Annotated in this window: 19 protein-coding genes; 13 read left to right on the top strand and 6 right to left on the bottom strand. The window is 56.4% G+C overall.

Annotated elements, in window-relative coordinates; genetic code table 11:
• The first annotated feature begins 140 nt into the window (after positions 1 to 140).
• From MUN82_RS03015 to trpS, 12 genes are all read left to right on the top strand, one after another.
• Positions 141 to 827: a DUF421 domain-containing protein gene (locus tag MUN82_RS03015; RefSeq protein ID WP_245094877.1), complete on the top strand. Its 687-nt coding sequence runs from the start codon at positions 141 to 143 to the stop codon at positions 825 to 827.
• 36 nt (positions 828 to 863) lie between these two features.
• Complete coding sequence (locus tag MUN82_RS03010) at positions 864 to 1,274, top strand: DUF421 domain-containing protein (protein ID WP_245094875.1); 411 nt, start codon at positions 864 to 866, stop codon at positions 1,272 to 1,274.
• 3 nt (positions 1,275 to 1,277) lie between these two features.
• Entirely contained in the window at positions 1,278 to 1,553 is a 276-nt protein-coding gene (locus MUN82_RS03005; protein ID WP_245094874.1) for a hypothetical protein, read from the top strand.
• A 162-nt stretch (positions 1,554 to 1,715) separates the two neighbouring features.
• Positions 1,716 to 3,548: an alpha-amylase family glycosyl hydrolase gene (locus tag MUN82_RS03000; protein ID WP_245094872.1), complete on the top strand. Its 1,833-nt coding sequence runs from the start codon at positions 1,716 to 1,718 to the stop codon at positions 3,546 to 3,548.
• 344 nt (positions 3,549 to 3,892) lie between these two features.
• Positions 3,893 to 4,522 carry a superoxide dismutase gene (locus MUN82_RS02995; protein ID WP_245097500.1) on the top strand — a complete coding sequence of 210 codons (630 nt, stop codon included), beginning with the start codon at positions 3,893 to 3,895 and terminating at the stop codon, positions 4,520 to 4,522.
• Between the two features lie 314 nt (positions 4,523 to 4,836).
• The gene (locus tag MUN82_RS02990; RefSeq protein ID WP_245094870.1) at positions 4,837 to 6,675 is read left to right on the top strand and encodes a glycosyltransferase; all 1,839 of its coding nucleotides are present in this window, start codon (positions 4,837 to 4,839) and stop codon (positions 6,673 to 6,675) included.
• Between the two features lie 140 nt (positions 6,676 to 6,815).
• A complete protein-coding gene (locus MUN82_RS02985) occupies positions 6,816 to 7,655 on the top strand; it encodes a DUF4198 domain-containing protein (RefSeq protein ID WP_245094868.1) in 840 nt (279 codons plus the stop codon).
• A gap of 91 nt (positions 7,656 to 7,746) precedes the next feature.
• A complete protein-coding gene (locus MUN82_RS02980; protein ID WP_208307201.1) occupies positions 7,747 to 8,121 on the top strand; it encodes an STAS domain-containing protein in 375 nt (124 codons plus the stop codon).
• Positions 8,122 to 8,273: 152 nt separating this feature from the next.
• Positions 8,274 to 9,188: a ribonuclease Z gene (locus MUN82_RS02975; RefSeq protein ID WP_245094867.1), complete on the top strand. Its 915-nt coding sequence runs from the start codon at positions 8,274 to 8,276 to the stop codon at positions 9,186 to 9,188.
• 77 nt (positions 9,189 to 9,265) lie between these two features.
• Complete coding sequence (locus MUN82_RS02970; RefSeq protein WP_245094865.1) at positions 9,266 to 10,363, top strand: Gfo/Idh/MocA family protein; 1,098 nt, start codon at positions 9,266 to 9,268, stop codon at positions 10,361 to 10,363.
• A 63-nt stretch (positions 10,364 to 10,426) separates the two neighbouring features.
• Positions 10,427 to 11,176, top strand: coding sequence for a queuosine precursor transporter (locus MUN82_RS02965; RefSeq protein WP_245094864.1), 750 nt, complete (start codon positions 10,427 to 10,429; stop codon positions 11,174 to 11,176).
• Positions 11,177 to 11,272: 96 nt separating this feature from the next.
• The gene (gene trpS, locus MUN82_RS02960) at positions 11,273 to 12,253 is read left to right on the top strand and encodes a tryptophan--tRNA ligase (RefSeq protein WP_245094862.1); all 981 of its coding nucleotides are present in this window, start codon (positions 11,273 to 11,275) and stop codon (positions 12,251 to 12,253) included.
• 150 nt (positions 12,254 to 12,403) lie between these two features.
• On the opposite strand, the gene MUN82_RS02955 is transcribed toward trpS, so the two are convergent.
• Positions 12,404 to 13,216 (bottom strand): hypothetical protein, encoded by an 813-nt coding sequence (locus MUN82_RS02955; protein WP_245094860.1) that lies wholly within the window; start codon positions 13,214 to 13,216, stop codon positions 12,404 to 12,406.
• Between the two features lie 156 nt (positions 13,217 to 13,372).
• Positions 13,373 to 14,116, bottom strand: a complete 744-nt coding sequence (locus MUN82_RS02950; protein ID WP_245094858.1) for a class I SAM-dependent methyltransferase — start codon at positions 14,114 to 14,116, stop codon at positions 13,373 to 13,375.
• A gap of 229 nt (positions 14,117 to 14,345) precedes the next feature.
• Here MUN82_RS02950 and MUN82_RS02945 point away from each other — a divergent pair, with 229 nt between their 5' ends.
• Entirely contained in the window at positions 14,346 to 15,851 is a 1,506-nt protein-coding gene (locus MUN82_RS02945; RefSeq protein ID WP_311136440.1) for a DEAD/DEAH box helicase, read from the top strand.
• An 82-nt stretch (positions 15,852 to 15,933) separates the two neighbouring features.
• Here MUN82_RS02945 and MUN82_RS02940 read toward each other — a convergent pair whose 3' ends face one another.
• From MUN82_RS02940 to MUN82_RS02925, 4 genes are all read right to left on the bottom strand, one after another.
• Complete coding sequence (locus tag MUN82_RS02940; RefSeq protein ID WP_245094854.1) at positions 15,934 to 17,097, bottom strand: sugar MFS transporter; 1,164 nt, start codon at positions 17,095 to 17,097, stop codon at positions 15,934 to 15,936.
• A 287-nt stretch (positions 17,098 to 17,384) separates the two neighbouring features.
• Positions 17,385 to 18,290 (bottom strand): glycoside hydrolase family 16 protein, encoded by a 906-nt coding sequence (locus MUN82_RS02935; RefSeq protein WP_245094852.1) that lies wholly within the window; start codon positions 18,288 to 18,290, stop codon positions 17,385 to 17,387.
• A 51-nt stretch (positions 18,291 to 18,341) separates the two neighbouring features.
• Positions 18,342 to 19,592, bottom strand: a complete 1,251-nt coding sequence (locus tag MUN82_RS02930; RefSeq protein ID WP_245094850.1) for a PKD domain-containing protein — start codon at positions 19,590 to 19,592, stop codon at positions 18,342 to 18,344.
• 36 nt (positions 19,593 to 19,628) lie between these two features.
• On the bottom strand, positions 19,629 to 21,188 hold the full coding sequence (locus MUN82_RS02925; protein WP_245094848.1) for a RagB/SusD family nutrient uptake outer membrane protein: 1,560 nt from the start codon (positions 21,186 to 21,188) through the stop codon (positions 19,629 to 19,631).
• Positions 21,189 to 21,191 lie beyond the last annotated feature (3 nt).

Genomic DNA, 21,191 nt, shown 5'->3' with positions numbered 1-21,191 from the left:
GCGCGGTGGGTGAATAAACCTGAAGTAAACCAACACGAAAACGGCCTTGTTCATTCCCGAAGCGCAGCACTCCTACAACCGGGCAGCACAATAAGGAGGAGTTTCGTATGCACTTGCGTGGCTGAATTATTTCATACTTCATGGAGAAAGAACAAATTAAGCTCAGCGACTGGCAGCGCCTGCTTTTCGGGGACGCGCCGGTTGAGTTTACCTTAGAGGTGGTGGGTCGCACCCTGTTCACCTACGTGGTGCTGTTACTAATTTTGCGCTGGCTAGGCAAGCGCATGCATGCGCAGCTCACCGTGACGGAAATGGCCGTAATGGTGACACTCGGCGGCATTGTGTCGGTGGCCATGCAGGTGCCCGATCGAGGCCTGCTGCCTAGTGTGCTGGTATTGCTAGGCTGCCTGCTCCTGCAACGGGGTAGCAACTGGCTGGCCTTCAAGTCGCGGCGGGCCGAGGTGGTGCTGCAGGGCGACGTGGTGGCCTTAGTGAAAGATGGGGTATTGCAGCTGCCTACCTTGCAACACTACCGTATCTCCCGCGAGGAGTTATTTGCGCAGTTGCGCGCCAGTGAGGTGTGGCAGCTGGGCGAGGTAGCGCGAGCGTACCTGGAAGCCAATGGCACCTTCAGCGTGTTCACACACGACGAGCCGGTGCCGGGCCTGTCGCTGCTGCCTGAGGCTGATGCCGCGCTACGCGCTACCTCCGATGCCACTCAGCGCCAGGCCTGCGCACGCTGTGGTACCCTGTCCCAGCCCACCGACCACACGGGGGGCCACTGCCGCAACTGCCAGTCTACGCACTGGGAAGCGGCTGTGTGCTAACTCTACCCGGCCCTACCCGGTCTGCACTACACTTGTATGAAACCTGAAGAAATTCAACTGACTGACTACGTCCGCATTTTACTGGGCCAGTTGCCGCCGAGCTTTCTGCTGGAAGCCGTGGTGCGCATTGTGTTCTTTTTCACGCTGCTGATTGTGTCGATGCGCCTGATGGGCAAGCGCATGGCTGGCCAACTAGGGCGCAGTGAGGTAGCGGCTATGTCGTCTTTGGCGGCCAGCATTGGCGTGCCCATTCTCACGCCGGAGCGTGGGTTGCTGCCGGCGGTAGTGGTGGCCGGCGTGGTGGTGCTGGTGGAGCGCAGCGTGGCGTGGTGGTCGAGTCGCAGCCGGCGGTTCGAGCAGATTTCTCAGGGCAAGCTCAGCATTATGGTGCTGGATGGCTGCCTGCAACTCGATGCGCTAGAGCAGGCTACCCTCTCGCGGGAGTAGGTAGTGGCCCAACTGCGTAGTCAGGGCCTGCAACAGCTAGGCCAGGTGAAACGCTTCTATATGGAAGCCAATGGCACCTTCACACTTATCAAACAGCAGCCCGCCCGGCCCGGCCTCACTCTGGCCCCCGACTGGGACGAGGACTATATCCAAAGCCAGCCCGCCGTATCCGGCGCCTACGCCTGTACTTGGTGTGGGCAAGGGCAACAGGCCGATGCCCTCCCCCAAGCAGCCTGCCCTCACTGCGGCCGCACGCAATGGCGCATTGCCGTATGCTAGCATGGGATTTAGCCTAGCTGGGTGCCAGCCGAAAGGAGAACCGTAGCTTTCTAAAATAGGCTGCAAGCAGCATTTAATTGTCTACCAACCTCGGCAGCACAACCTAAATGAAAACCGGACAGTTAAAGGCTCACACTCCCGCTGGGATTTTTCGAACTTATTATGCCTGAAACTGACCTTTCTCCCGCCCCTACCTCTACACCTACCCCCCTACAGCCCGGCATGGGCGCTATTCCGCACGAACACGGCACCACCTTCCGGGTGTGGGCCCCTTCGGCCGACGCCGTAGCGCTGGTAGGCCCCTTCAACGACTGGAACCACGAGTCGCACCCGCTTACCCACGAAGCTGATGGCTACTGGGCTGCTGATTTTGCCGACCTTGGCCCCGGTACGGAATACAAATTTTGGCTGGATACGCCCACCGGCCAGCTACAGCGCAACGACCCTTACGCCCGCCAGGTAACACACTCGGCCGGCAACTCGGTGGTGCTCGACCCCAATTTCGATTGGGAAGACGATAATTTCCAGATGCCTGCCTGGAACGAGCTGATTGTGTATGAGCTGCACGTGGGCACCTTCAACGCCCCCGATCCCGAGAAACCCGGCACGTTCTACGACGTGATTGACAAGCTGGATTACCTGCGCGATATGGGCATCAACGCCATTGAGGTGATGCCCGCCACGGAGTTTCCCGGCGGCCGCTCTTGGGGCTACAATCCCGCCCATCCGTTTGCTCTCGAAACCGATTATGGTGGACCGCAAGCCTTTAAAGAATTGGTGAAGCAGGCCCACCGCCACGGCATTGCTATTATTCTGGATGTGGTATACAACCACTTTGGTCCCGGCGACCTGGACCTCTGGCAGTTTGATGGCTGGTCGGAAAATAACGGCGGCGGTATTTACTTCTACAACGACTGGCGCGCCGTAACGCCCTGGGGCCACAATCGTCCCGACTACGGCCGCGACGCCGTGCGCTACTACATCCGCGACAACGCCCTGATGTGGCTGGAAGATTATCGTGTGGATGGCCTGCGCGCCGACTCTATCTCCCACATTCGCAACGTGGATGGCTCCGAGGACCCTACCCGTGACCTACCCGATGGCTGGTCGCTGATGCGCTGGATCAACGAGGAAATCCGACAGCGCATGCCCTGGAAGATTACCATTGCCGAGGATTTGCTGGGCAACGACTACATCACCCGCATGCCCGAAGACGGCGGCCAGGGCTTCTCCACGCAGTGGGATTCGGCCTTTGTCTACCCCATTCGGCACGCCATCACGGCCTACTCCGATGAGGAGCGTGACATGCACGCGGTGGCAGCAGCCATCACGAAAGTGTACAACGGCGACGCCTTCCAGCGCGTGATCTACACTGAGTCGCACGACGAAGTAGCCAACGGCAAATCGCGCGTAACGGAGGAGATTATGCCCGGCAACGCCCACACGTGGTTCCCGAAAAAGCGGGCTACTCTGGGCGCCGCGCTGGTGTTCACGGCGCCGGGCATTCCGATGGTGTTTCAGGGGCAGGCCATGCTGGCCGATGGTTTCTTTTCTGACGACCAACCCCTGAACTGGGAGCACGCCGAAGTGCATAGCGGCCTAGTGCAGCTCTACCGCGATATGGCGGCACTCCGACGCAACTTCCACGGCAACACGCGCGGCCTGATGGGCCAATACGTGGACGTATTTCACCTCAACAACGAGAACAAAGTCATTGCCTTTGCCCGCCGCGACCAGGGCGGCCCCGGCGATACCACTATCGTCATTGCCAACTTTGCTAACCAATGCCACGAGAACTATACCATTGGCCTACCCCGCAGCGGCAACTGGCACGTGCGTTTCAACTCCGATTGGCAAGGCTACGACGAAGAGTTCGGCAACTTTGAGAGCGTAGGCACCCAGGCCGAAGAAGGCGTGTACGACGACCAGCCCTACCACGGCACGTTTGGTTTGGCGCCCTACGCCGTACTTATCATCTCACAAGACCCGCAATAAACCTTTTCTATCTAGTCATCAGCCTATTGACACTCGCTATAGACGAGCATCAGTAGGCTGATGTGCTTTGTAGACAGCGCTTGTTCTGCGGGTGGGTCCAACAACTGGCCTGCTGTGCAGTTTTCACTACCATAGCTACTTTGCAAGAGTAGTTGCCTAGATGTTCTAGCCAGTGTCGAAAAGGCGCTGTATACCTTTTGCTTTTCACCTTTATTGTTACGCTCATGCTGAAGCGAGATTTTCTGAAGAACGGTTTGCTGACGATGGTTGGCGCACTGGTTGGCCCATCGGTGCTGGCTGCTGCGCACGAGGAGCGGTTGCTCCGCGAGGCCCGCGCCACCCCCATGGCTGATGGCCCTTTCACCCTGCCGGCCCTACCCTACCCCAACAATGCCCTGGAGCCGCACATCGACGCCCGCACCATGGAAATTCACCACGATGCGCACCACAAAACGTACGTGTCGAAGCTGAATGAGGCAGTGGCGGGCAAACCCGAAGAAAAGCTGAGCCTAGCGCAGCTCCTGGCCTCGGCCAGCAAGCAACCCGATGCGGTGCGCAACAATGCGGGCGGACACTGGAACCACTCGTTTTTCTGGCAGCTGATGGCGCCTAAAGGCGGCGGGCAGCCCACGGGCACGTTAGCTACCGCCATCAACAAGGATTTCGGCTCGTTCGATAAGTTCAAGGAAGAATTTGCCAAAGCCGCCACCGGCCGTTTTGGCTCGGGTTGGGCCTGGCTCATCCACGATACCAAAACCAACAAGCTGGCCATCACCAGCACCCCCAACCAAGACAACCCCCTCATGGACCTGCCCGGCATTCAGCGCGGCACGCCTATTTTGGGTATTGATGTGTGGGAACATGCCTACTATCTCAAACACCAAAACAAGCGCCCCGAGTACATTGCCGCTTTCTGGAACGTGGTGAACTGGTCGGAAGCCGGCAAGCGCTACGATGCTACCAAGAAAAGCTAATGCTAGGCGCCTAGTAGACTGATTTACTGATTTATCTGCTCGCAAGGGCTTTGCGCACGAAAAACAACTGTTCTCGCAATAGGACGTTTTTTTGGCGTAAAGCCCTTGTTGCGTTTAGCGCTGCTCGTCGTTGCTATACCTGGTTTTGTGTGCCTACCAGCAAAGCAGAAGTGTGGCGTTTGGGCATTCCACTCAGAAACAGGAACAAATAAATCTCTCCCTCATCGGGAAAATCTTGCCGCTTCTGCCAACTCTCCCCGCTATATTGCCCGTACTCCTACTACGCTAGTGTACTCCCGCTACCCTTTCTCCTTATGCAATACCCCACCCGTACCTCCAATGCCATTGCCCTGGATGCTTTGCTCGTCGAAAGCGCCTGGGAAGTTTGCAACCAGGTAGGCGGCATCTACACCGTCATTCGCTCCAAAGTGCCCGCCGCCGTGCAAGGCTGGGGCGACCGGTACTGCCTGCTGGGCCCCTACTTTCCGCAGCAAGCCCAAAGCGAGTTCGAGCCTTTCGACGACATTCAGCTGACGCTCCTCTCTGACCCCTTTGCCGGAGCCGTGCGCCAGATGCGCCAAATGGGCTATGATGTGCAGTACGGCGTATGGCTCGTAACGGGTAGGCCCCGCACGGTGCTTATCAACCCCTTTCAGGTGTATGGCCATCTGGGCAGCATCAAGAGCGACCTGTGGCACCACCACGGCATCCCTACCCCCGACAACGACGACCTTCTGCACCAAGTAGAAGCGTTTGGCCATTTGGCGAAGATTTTCATTGAAATTTTAACCGCCGAGGTAGTGCCGCCCCGCCGCGTAATTGCGCACTTCCACGAGTGGATGACCGGCGTAGCCATTCCCGATCTGCGCCGCGACCAGGTGCCGGCCCACATCGTGTTTACTACCCACGCTACCCTGCTGGGCCGCTACCTGGCCATGAACGACCCCAACTTCTACGAGCACCTGATGCAGGTAGACTGGCTGGCCGAGGCGCGCCACTTCAACATCGAAACGGCCGTGAGCATTGAGCGAGCGGCCGCCCACGGCTCGCACGTATTTACGACCGTGAGCGAGCTGACGGTGCGCGAGTGCATCTACCTGCTCGACCGTTTCCCCGACGCGGTGCTGCCCAACGGCCTGAACATCGAGCGGTTTGTGGCCCTGCACGAGTTCCAGAACCTGCACAAGCAGTATAAGGACAAGATCAATGAGTTTGTGATGGCGCACTTTTTCCAGAGCTACTCCTTTGATTTGGACAACACGCTGTACCTGTTTACCTCGGGCCGCTACGAGTACCACAACAAGGGGTTTGACCTGACCCTAGAGGCGCTGGCCCGCCTCAATTACCGCTTGCAACAAAGTGGCCTGGAGGGCAACGTGGTGATGTTCTTTATCACCAAACGACCTTTCACCAGCATCAATCCGCTGGTGCTCCAAAACCGCGCTATTCTGGATGAGGTGCGCGAGACGTGCGAGGCCATTCAGGAGCAGGTGGGTGAGCGACTGTTCTACGCCGCTGCTGCTGGCACTGACCACCGCCTCCCCGACCTCAGCGCCATGGTAGACGACTACTGGCGCCTGCGCTACCGCCGCACCCTGCAAAGCTGGAAAACCAACGCCCTACCCTCCATCATCACCCACAACCTGATTGATGACCAGAACGATGACATCCTGAACTTCATGCGCCGCGCCAACTTGCTGAATTACCAGCACGACCGCGTGAAGATGGTGTATCACCCTGATTTTGTGTCGCCTACCTCGCCGTTGTTTGGTATGGAGTACGGGCAGTTTGTGCGGGGCTGTCACCTGGGCGTGTTCCCAAGCTACTACGAGCCCTGGGGCTACACGCCGCTAGAGTGCATCGCGCGCGGCGTGCCGGCCATCACTTCCGACCTGTCCGGCTTCGGCGATTATGTGATGCAGCACGTGCAAGACCACGAAGACAAGGGCATCTATGTGGTGCACCGCCAGGAACGCTCCTTCCACGAGGCCGCCGAAGAACTCACGGACATGCTCTGGAATTTTGTGCTGCAAAACCGCCGCGAGCGGATTGCCCAACGCAACCGGGTAGAAAACTCCTCGGAGCTATTCGACTGGAAAAACCTGCGCGTGTATTACGACCGCGCTTACGCGCTGGCGCTGGAGCGGTTTTAATCCTATTTTGCCCAGTGGGCAAACGGCGGAGCTTCATCCGCCGTACATCCTTTTTTTTCACCTTACATGCACTACCGCCTGGGCGGCGCGCGTTTTTCGGGCCGCCGCCCAGGCGGTAGTGTTCATCTTTACTTGCTTGTATGCGGCTTGCGCTGAAAAGCACCGTTCTTACTATCCTCATCAGCACGCCGGCGCTGTTGGCGGCCGCCCACGAGTTTTGGCTGGCGCCACCGCAGTATGTCGTAACAGTTGGGCAGAAAGTGCGGCTGCAAACATGGGTAGGCGAGAACTTCACTGGCCAGCGCTGGGTAGGCAAAAGCAACCGCCTCACGCGCTTTGTGCACGCAGGTCCGGCAGGCATCGAAGACCTTACCCCGGCCGCTACCCAAACCGATACGCTACAAACAGCCCTCACCTTCACCCAGCCCGGTACCCATGTAGTGGCCCTCACTACTAATGACGCCTATCTAGAGCAAACAGCCGAGGAATTTAACACCTACCTGAAAGAAGAAGGACTTGATAAAGTACTAGTATTGCGCCAGCAGCGCAACGAGCTAAGCAAATCGGCCCGTGAGGCCTACCAACGCTGCGCCAAAACGCTGGTGCAAGCCGGCAAACCCAACTCCCGCGATACAGCCCGCGCCTACGCCCGGCCACTGGGCCTACCCCTAGAACTGGTGCCTGAGCAAAACCCCTACTTGCTGCGGCCGGGTGCTGTGCTCACGGTGCGCGTAGAGCAAGCCGGCCAGCCCGTTGCGGGCGCCTTGGTGCAGGTGTGGCAGCACCCACCCGGACAAAAACCGAAAGCTTCGCGCTTCTATAGTAACCTTAGCGGCCGAATTTTGTTACGCTTATCTACCCCTGGCAGCTACTTGCTAAGCACGGTGCAAATGGCTGCCTCCCCCGACCACGCCCGTGCCGACTGGCATAGCACGTGGGCTTCTCTTACTTTTGGTACGGTAGGTACAACTAGTTATTAAAATTCTGCTATCTTTCCCGTACCTTTCTTCTCTCCGTCCCGAACATTTTTTTCCTACCTTCGCAACTCCCTTAACCACCGAAACACGCGGTATGAAGTACTCGATTGATAAAAAGGACACCTACACCATAATCACGATTGACGAGAAGAAGCTCGACACTACTGTTGCGCCCGATCTGAAGTCGGAGTTTGTGAAGCTGAATGCTGAAGGCACCAATAACCTGATTCTGGATCTGAGCAACGTAAAATACACCGATTCGTCGGGTCTCAGCTCCATTCTGATTGCTAACCGCTTGTGCAACTCTACTGGTGGCCTGCTGGTGCTTACCGGTCTGCAAGACCACGTGATGAAGCTCATCACCATCTCTAAGCTGGAATCGGTATTGCATATCCTACCCACTGTAGAAGAAGGTATTGACCGCATCTTCCTGCACGCCATTGAGCGCGACCTGACCAACAAGGAATAGTCTGCCGGATAGCTGTTAGCTGTTGGCTGTTAGCTATTAGTTTTACACTGATAGCTGACAACCAGCAGCTTTTCTTTTTTAGATAGGTACTGATTGCCATTCATCCGTTTTAATGAAGCTAGCAGCCATCAGCTAATAGCTAACAGCCTATTTTGGAGTTCGAACTAAAAATACTTGGCAGTGCCTCGGCTACTCCCGTGATGGACCGCCACCACACGGCGCAACTCCTTACGGTAGGCACTAGCCAGTACCTTATTGACTGCGGCGAGGGTACGCAACGGCGCCTGCTGGAATACAAAATCCGGCAACCGCGTATTCATACCATTTTTATCTCCCACCTGCACGGCGACCATTTTTTTGGGTTGTTTGGATTGCTGGGCACTATGCACCTGCACGGTCGCACGGAGCCGCTCCAGCTCTTCGGCCCGCCCGGCCTCGATGAGATTCTGACCACACAGTTTCGCTACTCGCACACGCGGCTCAACTTCGAGCTGCTGTTTACGGCAGTAGATACCACGCAGCACCAACAAATCTTCGAGGATAAGCAACTAACAGTGCATACGTTGCCTATGCAGCACCGCATTCCGTGCTGCGGCTACTTATTCCGGGAAAAGCCCAAGCGCCGCCACCTCATCAAGGAGCAATTGCCAGCGGCCCTCACGCCGGCCCAGCTTACGGCCCTCACGCAAGGCGAAGATGTGTACGACCCAGACACCCGCGCCTTGTTGGCCCGCAACGCCGACGTTACCACCGACCCTACCCCCTCGCGCAGCTACGCCTTCTGCTCCGACACGCTGTATCTGCCGGGCCTGGCCCCACTGCTGCACGGCGTAGATCTTCTCTATCACGAAGCCACCTTTTCGGATGAGATGCGCGAGCGGGCCGCCCTCACGCACCACTCCACGGCTCACCAAGCTGCTTTGCTGGCCCAACAAGCGCAGGTGAAGCAGTTACTTATCGGCCATTTTTCGTCGCGCTACCGCGACTTGGCACCTTTGCTAGCCGAGGCCCAGGCGGTATTTCCGAATACAGAGTTGGGGGTAGAAGGTAAGACCGTAAGCCTATGAGTGCCTTGCTTCGGCCAAGCTCAGCATGATGTCGCAATGAGTTTATAATCAGCCGCCTCCTCTACCTCCTCCCACCCATGCCTAAAATTATTCTGCTACTTGCCTTGCTGCTCGGCTGTTTTGCCGTTGCTAGCGCCACCCCTGCTCCAGCACCCGTGCGCGTAGGCATTGCGGGCCTCACGCATGCCCACGTGCACGTGCTGTTAGGCCGTGCACAACGTGGCGACGTGGTAATAGTAGGCATTGCGGAACCCAACCGCGACCTGGCACAGCGCATCACCAAGCAGTACGGCCTGAGCATGAAGCTGGTGTACCCTACCCTGGAGGAGATGCTGACGAAGACCAAGCCCCAGGCCGTTACCGCTTTCAATAGCATCTACGACCACCTAGCCGTAGTGCAAGCATGCGCACCCCGCGGCGTGCACGTGATGGTAGAAAAACCCTTGGCCGTGAGCGTAGATCATGCCCGCCAGATGGCCGCCCTGGCAACTAAGCACCGCATTCACCTGCTTACCAACTACGAAACCAGCTGGTACGGTACCAACCATCGCGCCTATGAGCTGGTGACGCAGCAGAAAACCATCGGCGACATTCGTAAAATGGTGGTGCACGACGGTCACCAGGGCCCAAAGGCCATCAATGTGAACCCAGAGTTTCTGGAGTGGCTGACGGACCCGGTGCAGAATGGCGGCGGCGCGCTGATTGACTTTGGCTGCTACGGCGCCGACCTAATGACTTGGCTGATGCAGGGCCAACGACCTCAGTCAGTGACAGCCGTGACCCAGCACCTCCAGCCGCAGGTGTACCCGCGCGTAGATGATGAGGCCACCATTGTGGTTACCTACCCGCACGCGCAGGGCATCATTCAGGCATCCTGGAACTGGCCCTACTCTCGCAAGGACATGGAAATCTACGGGCAGACCGGCGCCGTGTTTGCGCTCGACAGCCGCCAGTTGCGCGTGCGACCCACGGAAAAGGCCGCTCCGCAGGAGCTGACCATTGCCGCCCCAACCGCACCCTACGACGAGCCCTTTGCCTATTTGGCCGCCGTGGTACGGGGCGACATTCCGGTGGATAAGCTGTCGTCGCTGGAGACTAACCTTATCGTGGTAGAGATTCTGGATGCGGCCCGGCAGTCGGCCAAGGAAGGCAAAACGATTTTTCTGTCGAAATAGATAGGCTGGCTGGTACCACCACAGATCCTACACTACTGATTTTACGGCTTATTATCCGCCACTATGGCGAAGAAGAAACAACAGCTTTACCTGGTTCTCAGCGGCATTTTCATTGTGAATGCCCTGCTGGCAGAAATTATTGGTGTAAAGATATTTTCTGCCAATGCCCTGCTGGGCCTCCCCCCTACCCTGCCCGGCGACCTGACCGCCGGCGTACTCATCTGGCCGGTGGTGTTCGTCACTACCGATATCATCAATGAATACTTCGGCAAGGCGGGCGTACTGCGCGTGAGCTTCCTCACAATGGGGCTGATTCTGTACGCGTTCTTCGTTATTCTAGCCACCACCCACCTGCCACCGGCCAAATTCTGGCTGGATGTGAACGGCACCGACGCGCAGGGTAGGCCGTTCAACATCGATTTTGCCTACCATAGCATCTTCCGGCAGGGCCTGGGCATTATCACGGGCTCCATTGTGGCGTTTGGTGTTGGGCAGGTGCTGGATGCCACCATTTTTGCGTGGCTGCGACGCCTGACCAACGGGCGCTACGTATGGTTGCGCGCCACCGGCTCTACCCTGGTTTCGCAGCTGGTCGACTCGTTTGTGGTGCTGTACGTGGCGTTCTACCTGTTCGGCAACTGGAGCCTAGCGCAAGTGGTGCAGGTTGCCAACACCAACTACTGGTATAAATTTGCGGCAGCCATTCTGCTCACGCCGGTGCTCTACGTGGCCCACGGCCTCATCGACCGATACCTGGGCCAGGAAGAAACCGAGGAACTGCAAGAACAAGCCGCAGCCGACGTGAGCGTGTAAAACTGGTTTTTAGGAATTCGTTGTTGGCTTTTGGCCTTTGTTCCATGGCTGCATAACGAACCCCAAAAACCAACAACGAATAATCAAAAACCACTTATGTCCCGCATTCTTACCGGCATTCAGAGCACTGGTCGCCCGCACTTGGGCAACCTGCTGGGTGCCATTCTTCCGGCCGTAGAGCTGTCGAAAACCAGCACCAACGAGTCGTTGCTGTTTATTGCTGATCTGCACTCCCTCACCACAGTGCGCGACGCCAAAACGCTGCGTCAGAACACGTACGCCGTGGCGGCCGCGTGGCTGGCCTGTGGGTTCGACACGGAGAAGAACATGTTCTACCGGCAGTCTGATGTGCCGCAGGTAACGGAGTTGGCATGGTACCTGTCGTGCTTTGCGCCCTACCCGATGCTGGCCAACGCACACTCCTTCAAGGACAAATCGGACCGGCTTTCGGACGTAAATGCGGGTCTGTTTACCTACCCCGTACTGATGGCCGCCGATATTCTGCTCTACGATGCGGAGGTGGTTCCCGTGGGCAAAGACCAAATCCAACACCTGGAAATTACCCGCGACATTGCTTCAGCCTTCAACAACCGCTACGGCGAAACCTTCGTGCTGCCGCAGGCCCGCGTCGATCAGCAATTGATGACCATCCCCGGTATCGACGGCCAGAAAATGAGCAAGAGCTACGGCAACATCATCGACATTTTTGTGGACGACAAAACGCTGCTCAAAACCATCCGCAGCATCGTATCGGATAGCACGCCCCTGGAAGCGCCCAAAGACCCCGAAAACGATACAACCTTCAAGCTCTACTCCCTGCTGGCCACCCCGGAGCAAATTGCCGACATGCGTGCCAACTATCTGAACGGTGGCTACGGCTACGGCCACGCCAAAACGGCCCTGTACGAACTGATTCGGGAGCGGTTTGCCACCGAGCGGGAGCAGTTCGCCTACTACACAAGCAACCTCCCCGAAATAGACGCCCGCCTTGCCGAAGGCGCCCGCAAAGCGCAGGCTTATGGCAGCACCGTCCTCAACAAAGTACGCGAGAAGGTAGGCTATGCGATGAGATTGTGAGATTGTGAATTAGAAAACGCCTGTCATCCTGAGCTTGCGAAGGACCTTATCACGTCAGAACGAGTCGTTGTTACGGTAACCGTTCAGGCTTAATAAGGTCCTTCGCAAGCTCAGGATGACAGGCGTTTTCTAATTCATAACCTCACCACTTCAATACACCAAGCCCTCACCGAGGTGCTGCTGGTGGGAGAAGCTAAAGCCGACTTTACTGCCGCGGCTTACCTGCTGGTTTTCAATCTTTTGCTTCACCGTAATCTTCTTGATTTCGTTCATGGGCGGCGCGATGAGGTCGTTGTTGACGGCCGCAATCATGGCGCTTTCCACGAACAGGCGTAGCATTTCCGGGGTGATAGGCGATGCGGCCATGTCGTGGTCGGGTAGCTCCAGCTGCTGCACGCCTTCCAAGAAGTAGTGGTTGTCGATGTTGACAAGTAGGCGCCCCACGAGATAGCCGGGGTCGTTCATGCGCTGGAATTTCACGCTATCGGCCATGAAGTTGTAGGCCATGATGTGCCCAAAAAAGCGCCGCCGAAAATCAGCCTCCACGTACGTTGTATTCATCGGGCCGTAGTCGTCGGGGAAGGTGACGATGTTGGAGTGGAGCACGAACACCAGCAAATCGCCCGAAAACTTGATGTGGAACTCCATGTCGTTGATGGGACGGTACTCCACCAACACGCTCGAGTCGAGGGGCGAAATCTTGCGGCTTAGCTCCACCACCAGCTCCTGCGACACCTGCCGCAGCAAGTCGAAGGTGGCAATGGTGTTGCGGTAGATCTGCTGTTTAGCCGAGGACTTTTGTTTGAGCCCTTCAAAAATCTGATCCAGGCGGTCGGGGGTTTCCTCTATCATTGCCGTCGCGGTATCGGGGGTAGGCGCAGTTGCGCTTTCGGTGGCGGCGGGGGTAGGGAGTTGCTCGGGGCTGAAGGCAGCCGGCGGGGTAGAGCGGGGCGTATCGTCCATAAGTAAAAAGGCGCCGCCCGAGCGACGCGTTAGGATGAAAAATACCGCACAGCGGTAAAAAAACAGGTAAGCACGAGTTGCTAGTATACAAAATCACGCCAATTGTATGCGTGCCGGTGCTGTATAAGCCACGTACAATTTTCCCTTTTCTTACCCCTATTTCTCTATTATTCCTTGCCGCAGAAACACAGGAAAAATCACTTCTCGCTCCCCCTCGCCCCAGCGCCGTACCACTTCTTCCTCAATCAACAGCACCGGGTCGGTACCGTGCTGTTGCGTGTATTTCACCACGCTCGACCACGTGCGCAGATAGTCCAAAAACCACGCGGCCGTCCAGTTGCGGCGCACGTGGTAGGTACGGTGCTGCACCTGTGCAAACGGAAACGGAATGCGGGCGTACTGGTCGTCGATGTGCCAGCGGTTGTCGTCCCAGTACGGGCGCATCGTATCGGCGTAGAAGTGCGCCAGAACCGGGTTCAGATCTGCCTGTAGCTGAGCCAACTGGTAGCCCCACTCGGCGATAGTAGCGCCCGGCCGAGCCACGCGTTGCACTTCCGCGTTGAATCGGTCGAAGTCAAACCAATGTACGGCCTGCCCCACGGTTATCAGGTCAAAGGTATTGTCGGCAAAAGTCGTGGCTTCGGCGGCAGCTACCTGGTAAGTGATGTTGGGGCGCAGGACAGCCTTGGCCAGCTGGGCCGCGCTGCTGTCGGTGGCCTCTACGTGCGCAAACTGCTCGGCCAGCGCGGCGGCTACCTGGCCATTGCCAGTGGCACAGTCCCAGGCACGCTGCCTGGATTTTAGGCCAGTGAGCAAATCGGTATACAGTTCCTGGGGATAATCAATGCGGTACTGTGCGTATTGGGCGGCTTGCGTAGAAAAACGGTCGAGTGGAGACATAGGGTGGCGTGGAATAGAAGGAATTTCTGCGGAGCTACTAGCGTTTCGCGAAAGTAACCCGCTTGTTTGGTGTACGGACCTAACCGCGCAAATGCCGTATCTTTACCACATTATCCGCTGTTTGCTGACCGGAAACGCAAGGTCAGCCTGTTTTTCACTTCATATTTGCTGTCCTTTGACGTTTCACGATTTCAATCTCCACGAAGACCTGTTGGCCGGCGTGGATGCCATGAATTACCAACAGGCCACGCCCATTCAGGAGCAGGCCATTCCCAAAATTATTGAAGGCAAGGACCTGATTGCCTGCGCCCAGACGGGCACTGGCAAAACCGCTGCCTACCTTATTCCGCTACTCGATAAGATTTCGCACGCCAAGCACACGCACACCAGCACCCTCATTCTGGTGCCTACCCGCGAGCTGGCTACTCAGATAGATGAGCAGGTAACGGGCTTTGGCTACTTCGTGGAAGCTAGTAGCATTGCCATCTATGGAGGTGGCAAAAGCGAAGGCTGGGAGCAGCAAAAACGTGCCCTCACCGGCGGCGCCGACATCATCATTGCCACCCCCGGCCGCCTCATTGCCCACATGCAAATGGGCTACGTAAAGTTTGACCAGCTCAATTATCTGGTGCTCGACGAGGCCGATAAGATGATGGACATGGGCTTCTCCGACGACATTCTGAGCATTGTGCGGCACCTGCCCAAGGAGCGACAAACGCTGCTGTTCTCGGCCACTATGCCTAACAAGATCCGAGAGTTCTCAAAGCAGCTGTTGCAGGAACCAGATGAAATCCGACTGGCTGTATCCAAGCCGGCCGAGGGCATCAACCAGCAGTTCTACATGGCCTTCGACCGCCAGAAGATCTATCTGCTGGAGCATATTCTGAAGAATCAGCAAGTGCAAAGCATGGTGCTGTTTACGTCGCAGAAAGCGGCGGTAGGCGGCATTGTGCGCAGCATCAACAAGCTGGGCTACGCAGCCAAGGGTATTTCCTCGAACTGCACGCAGGAGGAGCGCGAGCAGATTATGCGCGAGTTCAAGAACAAGCAGTTCCCTATTCTGGTAGCCACCGACGTGCTTAGCCGCGGCATCGACATCGACTCGCTGAGCCACGTGGTAAACTACGACATTCCACGCGCCGCCGAGGACTATGTGCACCGCATTGGCCGCACGGCCCGCGCTGCTACTACCGGCACGGCCATCACCTTCATTTCGGACCAAGACCAGGACCGTGTGGTGAAGATTGAGAAGCTGCTGGAACGCGAGGTAGAAAAGCAGAACATCACGGAAGAGCTGGGCCTGGGCGAAGCCCCCGAGTTCGACCCCAAGCGCTTTAGCGGCCTACGCGGCAAAATAGGCGGGCGCGACGGCCGCAGCGGTTCCGGTCGCGATGGTAGCCGCCCCCGCCGCGAAGGCGACAAGCCCCGTGGCGAAGGTGGCGAGCGACGCAGCCACGGTGGCCGCGGCCCACGCCGCGAAGGCCAGAGTGCCCCTACCCCAGCCGCCGATGGTACTACGCCACTCGTTGCTACAGAAGGCCGTCCGCCCCGCGCCCCACGCCCCGAGGGAGCTACCACCGAGGCTGCTGGTAGCGATGGACAAGCCCGTGAAGGTCAGCGCCGCCGGAAGCGTGGCGGCCGCAACCGCGGCGGCCGTGGCCCGCGCCCAGAGGGCCAGGCTTCAGACGCTACTGCGACGCCTACCCCAGCGCCAGCTTCTTCCAACGCAGAGTAGCGCGCTACATACAGCAAAAAACACCCCCGGTACTATTGGTACCGGGGGTGTTTTTTGCTAGCTAATTCGTTTTAGCAGATTACTAAAGTGCTTTTTGTTTGTGGCCGCTCAAACCATACCACCCGATGTAGGCATAACACAACGCTGGCAGGATGAAAGCTAGGCGCAAGCTCTGGTAGTCAGCAATCAAGCCAAACAGCGGCGGAATGAGCGCGCCACCTACGATGGCGGTGCACAATAAGCCTGAAGCTTCTTCTGTGAGAGAACCCAAGTCGGCCACTGCTAGCGTGAAAATAGCCGAGAACATCAGGGAGTTCATAAAGCCCACGGCCAGCAGCGTCCACATGGCTACCTCGCCGGTGGTACTCACAGACAGCAGGATTAACAGCACCGCTCCTACGGCGTTGATGGCCAATAGCCGCCCTGTGGGGAAGCGCCCTAGCAGATACGCACCAAGGAAGCGCCCTACCATGGCCGTACCGCCATAGAACATCAGCATGATACCTGCCTCTTTCGGCGACATGTTCATCACGTCGGGTAGGTTGAGGTAGTTCACGATGTGCGAGCCAATAGCTACCTCGGCACCTACATAGGCAAAAATGCCAATTACCCCCAGCACCAAGTGGCGGCGGTGCCATGCCCGGCCCATATCGGCGGCAGAATAGCCATCGGGCGTGGTATGTGCGATAACCGGTAGCTTAAGTCGGCTTAGGACGAGGCTCACAAACAGCAAAATACCGCCGAATACCAGATAGGGAATCTGCAACGCCCCAATATCAATCGTTTCGGGCGCCACGTTGTCCAGCTCGGGCAAATGCGAGAGGATGAGGATGGAGCCGATGTACGGCGCGATAAATACCCCCAGCGAGTTGAAGGCCTGCGTGAGCGTGAGTCGGGCTGAAGCCAACGACGGTTTACCCAGGATGGCGACATACGGATTGGCGGCTACCTGCAACACCGTGATGCCTGAGGCCAGAATAAACAACGCCCCCAGAAACAACGCGTAGGCCCGGCTACCGGCAGCAGGATAGAATAAAAAGCAGCCTATGGCCGCTACCACCAGCCCAATCAGCAGACCGTTTTTGTAGCCTACCCGCGCTACCAGCTTACCGGCCGGAATACTCACCAAAAAGTACGCCCCGAAGAAACATAGGTTAATCAGGTTAGCCTGCGCGTAGCTGAGTCCGAAGATGACTTTAAGAAAGGGAATCAGAATGTCGTTCAGGCAGGTGATAAACCCCCACATGAAAAACAGTACTGTTAGAGAAGCGAGGGCTGAGGTATAACTTTTCCCTCCTCCGGAGGGGTTATCAACAGCAAGTGTTGGTGAGTTGGATTGTGGAATACCAGCCATGGACGAAAAAATAGTTGGAAGAATGACGCAATTACCCGGTTTTTTCCAACATTTCAGCGGCATAAGCCAGAAAAGCAGGTTCCAAAAGAGCCGACCCGCTACCCTAACACGAAGCGGAACCGGCTCCCGAAACCTCAGTGCAGTTGCGCCGCACCGAGGAAATAGTATTTATTCTACCTCTATTTATACTGATAGAAGCGTACGTAATCAACCATCATCTGCTGCGGAAACGGCGTGGTGTCAATTACTGTAGTACTAGGATTACCCAAAAAATTTCCCCCTACCGCTACATTTAGAATCACGAAGAATGGATTATTGAAAGGGTAGGCATACGGTGCCGTATCGCTCGTCGTAAAGGCGTAAAACTCACGCCCATCTACGTAAGAACGGATTTTATCCTTGCTACGCACCACACTAAAGATGTGAAAGTCATCGGCGAAACTGCCGTTTGCCAAGGTAGTTTCGCTGCCTTTGTATTGGTGAGTAGCCGTGCTGCTCCCATAGTGCATTGTAGAAAGTATCTTGTTTGGCTCCTGGCCGCGCAATTCCATGATATCAATTTCGCCGCAAGCGGGCCAGTTATTCTGGTCGATGTCGCTTCCTAGCATCCAGATAGCCGGCCAGATACCCTGCCCTTTCGGTAGCTTTGCCCGCACATCGATCCGGCCAAACTGGAAGCTCCGCTTGCCTTTGGTAATGAGGCGGGCCGAGGTATAATTGCGGCCCTCCATACTTTGCTTTTTAGCCTCAATGATCAGGTTGCCACCTACCATATAAGCGTTTTCGGTGGAGGTTGTATAGTACTGTAGCTCGTTGTTACCCCAGCCACTTCCTCCTGTTTCGGCAGTCCATTTAGTACCATCAATAGCACCACTACCATTGAACTCATCACTCCAGATAAGCTCGGTGTACTGCCCATAATCCTTGGCTTCGGCGTTGGATGCAGTACTAGTCGGGTCGGGGGTAGGCGTCGGGATATCCGGCTTTTTCTCCTCAGTGCAGGCCAGTAGGCCTAGAATTAGCAATGCGCCGGCCCCGGCTTTGCGAAAACGGAAAGAATGAGGGAGAATCGAGTGGTTTTTCATAAGAAGAGAAAAGCAAGTGCCGGATAAGGTAGCTCATCCGGCACGCAATAGTTATTTGGCAATCAGCTTGATGTCGAATACAGTGCCTTTATTTTTGCCCGTACCGGCGCGTATCACCATGTTTTTGTCCGTGATGGATAGGATACGGTACGTTAGGTCTGGCGCATCGGTGATGCCGATAAACGTGCCTGCTTTGGCAAACACCAACTGAGCTAAGCCAGCACCGTCGGCCGGGCCGAAGGTGTAGGCCGAGGTACCCGAGCGAGCAGTCTGACAGCTACCGGGACTACCAGCCACAAACGTCTCATCCTTTGCATTGTAGGTAAATATATCGGCTGCGGAGAATGTAAATTCGTCATCGGCCTGGCAAGCAGGCAATGCACCAACACTGCCCCCCCCGTAGTACTCTGTGGGGTTAGACTCGGTGCCTACCGTAATAGTCTTCTCTACTGCGTTATCGAGCATCCAGGTTTTCTGCGTACCACCCGTCAGCAGTTGCTTCACGCGGGTCACGGCATCGAAGGGCACCAGCGTCACCTCCGTTTTGGTACCGTTGGCTAGTGTACCACGCAGGCGCAGGATCGTGTTGCTGGCTTCGATGATATCGTAGGTGCGGTTGGGAACGGCCACGTTTTCACCGATAAACGTGCTGGTACCGCCCAGCACAATTTGCCCTAGGCTGCCGCCGCTACCCGGCTTATACACAAAGCCTGAGGAACCTGATGCTTCTGTGCCGCAGGCATTGTTGGCAGTATAGGTGTAGGTGAAAGAGCTGCCGCTAAAGCTGAACTGGTCATCAGCCTGGCAAGAAGCTAAAGCGTTGGCCGCCGATGATGAGGTAACGTTGTTACTAGCGTCTAGTCGCTTGATAGCGCCAGCCGCGTTGGACAACGTCCAAACGCGTACTGCCGGAGCGCCACCGTTGCAGGCCACTAGTGCCGAGAAACCTGTATTGCCGCAAGCAGTAGGCACCACTACGTCGGCTTGAGGAGTAGCTGCGAAGCCACCCCTACCCGATACGTTCAACCGTACCTTGTAAGTACCAGGTGTGTTGTAGGTGTGCGTTACAGACGAGCCGGAGCCTACTGTTCCATCGCCAAACTCCCATCCACTAACAAAGTCATTTTCGCTGGTACTTGTAAAGGTAACCGTTACGGGAAACTGCGTTGAGTTAACGGTGCTGGTAAAACTGGCAGCGGGCAGTGGGCCCTCCAATTGGCCATCCTCGTTTTTATCGCAGGCTGTAAAGAGCAGTGGGCTTATAAGTAATGCCGTAACCGCTTTATTCCAGGTAGTTTTCATGTTAAGATGAAGCTGAAAGCGTCCGTGAAAAGCGATTTAGTAACCTGGGTTTTGCACCAACGCAGGGTTGGTATCTAGCTCCGATTGCGGAATAGGCAACACTAGATTAGTAGCCGTTGGAATACCGCGTTGGGCACCAATGTTCAGACTACGGAGGTAGGCTGCCTGCGCTGTCATCACAGGGATAAGACCATACTGCGTACCGTTGTAGCGCTTCAAATCAAACCACCGGTCAAATTCGAAAGCCAATTCGTACTTACGCTCGCGCAACACGGCTCCTGTGAAGTCGGGAGTGTTAGACGCTGAAAGGTCGTGCGCAGCAGAAGCCGTGTTACTATCGACACCAAATGCCCGGCGCCGTACTTTATTGATGGCTTCGAATCCTTCTGGCGTTGGCCCTACTGCTTCTGCTAGAATTAGGTACATCTCTGCCAAGCGTAGTACCGGCACGTTCAAAGGAGAGTCCCAGATATTGGTATTCACCTTACCTACAAACCACTTTTTGCAGTTATAGCCAAATGGGGAGCCCGTTGCCTTAGCCGCCTGTACGGCTCCGTTTGGGAATACGTCGCCGGGCACCCAAACAGAAGCTGCTTTGCGCGTATCACCGGCTTCGTAACCATTCACAAAATCGGGCTCAGGCACGTTGAAACCGTAGCCGCTACCCGGCGTTTGGTTGGCACCCCGTGGTCCGAAGAACTCGTTCATGGCAGACCCCACGCTGTTGCGCTCGTACTCATTCCGTCCATTCACGTACTGCACCTCGAAGAGCGACTCCTTGGCGTTGTTGTTCTCGTTGGCTACTTTGAAGTTATCGGCGTAGTTGGCCCACATCGTTTTGCCGGAGCCCGTAATTACCTCGCGGGCACGCTGGGCAGCCAGTGCTTTTTTGCTTGCATCGCCCATCGAGGCTTCCGTGATGTACACTTTGGCCAGTAGGCCAGTGGCAGCCCACTTGGTTGCCCTACCCAAATCGGCACCGCTGTACGCAGCGGGTAGGTTGCCGATGGCGTCCGTCAGGTCCTGCTCAATCTGCTTGTATACTTCGGCCGCTGGGGTACGCGGGATGTTTACTTGCTCTTGACCAGTAGGTGGCGTTGTGAAAAGCGGCACGTCGCCGTACACCCGCACTAAGTCGAAATAGTATTTGGCGCGTAGAAACTGAGCCTCTCCTAAGCATCGCCGCTGAATGGCGGGGTCCATATTGGCGATATTTGGCACCTTCTGCAGGACAATGTTAGCCCGTTGCAAGCCAATGAACGCACCACCCCACAGGCGCCCAGCTACGGGGTTGGTAGACGGAATACTGAACGCTTCCAGCTGTTTGTATTCAATGCCGTCGTTGCCATCATCGCCGCCCGTTACCGAGATATCAGCCATAATGTCGAAGGCCCACATGGCTAGGTTGTATTGGCCTTCCTTTGTCAGCTCGCTGTAAGCAGCCGTCACGGCCTGGATGGCATCTTGCTGCGTTTGGTAAAAGTTAGCGTCGGTTATTTGGTCAGCAGGTGCCTCTTCCAAAAACTTCTCCCCGCAACTAGTTAGCAGACCTAACGACAGCAGAAAAGCACCGCAGGTAATTTTTGAGATAGTCATGAT

The organism is Hymenobacter aerilatus (assembly GCF_022921095.1).
Classification (GTDB): domain Bacteria; phylum Bacteroidota; class Bacteroidia; order Cytophagales; family Hymenobacteraceae; genus Hymenobacter; species Hymenobacter aerilatus.
This window is presented reverse-complemented; position numbering and strand designations above follow the sequence as displayed.

Excerpts from the sequence above, each read along its gene's own strand:
- MUN82_RS03015 (WP_245094877.1), top strand. The coding sequence starts at position 141 with ATGGAGAAAGAACAAATTAAGCTCAGCGACTGGCAGCGCCTGCTTTTC.
- MUN82_RS03010 (WP_245094875.1), top strand. The coding sequence starts at position 864 with ATGAAACCTGAAGAAATTCAACTGACTGACTACGTCCGCATTTTACTG.
- MUN82_RS03000 (WP_245094872.1), top strand. The coding sequence starts at position 1,716 with ATGCCTGAAACTGACCTTTCTCCCGCCCCTACCTCTACACCTACCCCC.
- MUN82_RS02995 (WP_245097500.1), top strand. The coding sequence starts at position 3,893 with ATGGCTGATGGCCCTTTCACCCTGCCGGCCCTACCCTACCCCAACAAT.
- MUN82_RS02990 (WP_245094870.1), top strand. The coding sequence starts at position 4,837 with ATGCAATACCCCACCCGTACCTCCAATGCCATTGCCCTGGATGCTTTG.
- MUN82_RS02985 (WP_245094868.1), top strand. The coding sequence starts at position 6,816 with ATGCGGCTTGCGCTGAAAAGCACCGTTCTTACTATCCTCATCAGCACG.
- MUN82_RS02980 (WP_208307201.1), top strand. The coding sequence starts at position 7,747 with ATGAAGTACTCGATTGATAAAAAGGACACCTACACCATAATCACGATT.
- MUN82_RS02970 (WP_245094865.1), top strand. The coding sequence starts at position 9,266 with ATGCCTAAAATTATTCTGCTACTTGCCTTGCTGCTCGGCTGTTTTGCC.
- MUN82_RS02965 (WP_245094864.1), top strand. The coding sequence starts at position 10,427 with ATGGCGAAGAAGAAACAACAGCTTTACCTGGTTCTCAGCGGCATTTTC.
- trpS (WP_245094862.1), top strand. The coding sequence starts at position 11,273 with ATGTCCCGCATTCTTACCGGCATTCAGAGCACTGGTCGCCCGCACTTG.
- MUN82_RS02955 (WP_245094860.1), bottom strand. The coding sequence starts at position 13,216 with ATGGACGATACGCCCCGCTCTACCCCGCCGGCTGCCTTCAGCCCCGAG.
- MUN82_RS02950 (WP_245094858.1), bottom strand. The coding sequence starts at position 14,116 with ATGTCTCCACTCGACCGTTTTTCTACGCAAGCCGCCCAATACGCACAG.
- MUN82_RS02945 (WP_311136440.1), top strand. The coding sequence starts at position 14,346 with ATGAATTACCAACAGGCCACGCCCATTCAGGAGCAGGCCATTCCCAAA.
- MUN82_RS02940 (WP_245094854.1), bottom strand. The coding sequence starts at position 17,097 with ATGTGGGGGTTTATCACCTGCCTGAACGACATTCTGATTCCCTTTCTT.
- MUN82_RS02935 (WP_245094852.1), bottom strand. The coding sequence starts at position 18,290 with ATGAAAAACCACTCGATTCTCCCTCATTCTTTCCGTTTTCGCAAAGCC.
- MUN82_RS02930 (WP_245094850.1), bottom strand. The coding sequence starts at position 19,592 with ATGAAAACTACCTGGAATAAAGCGGTTACGGCATTACTTATAAGCCCA.
- MUN82_RS02925 (WP_245094848.1), bottom strand. The coding sequence starts at position 21,188 with ATGACTATCTCAAAAATTACCTGCGGTGCTTTTCTGCTGTCGTTAGGT.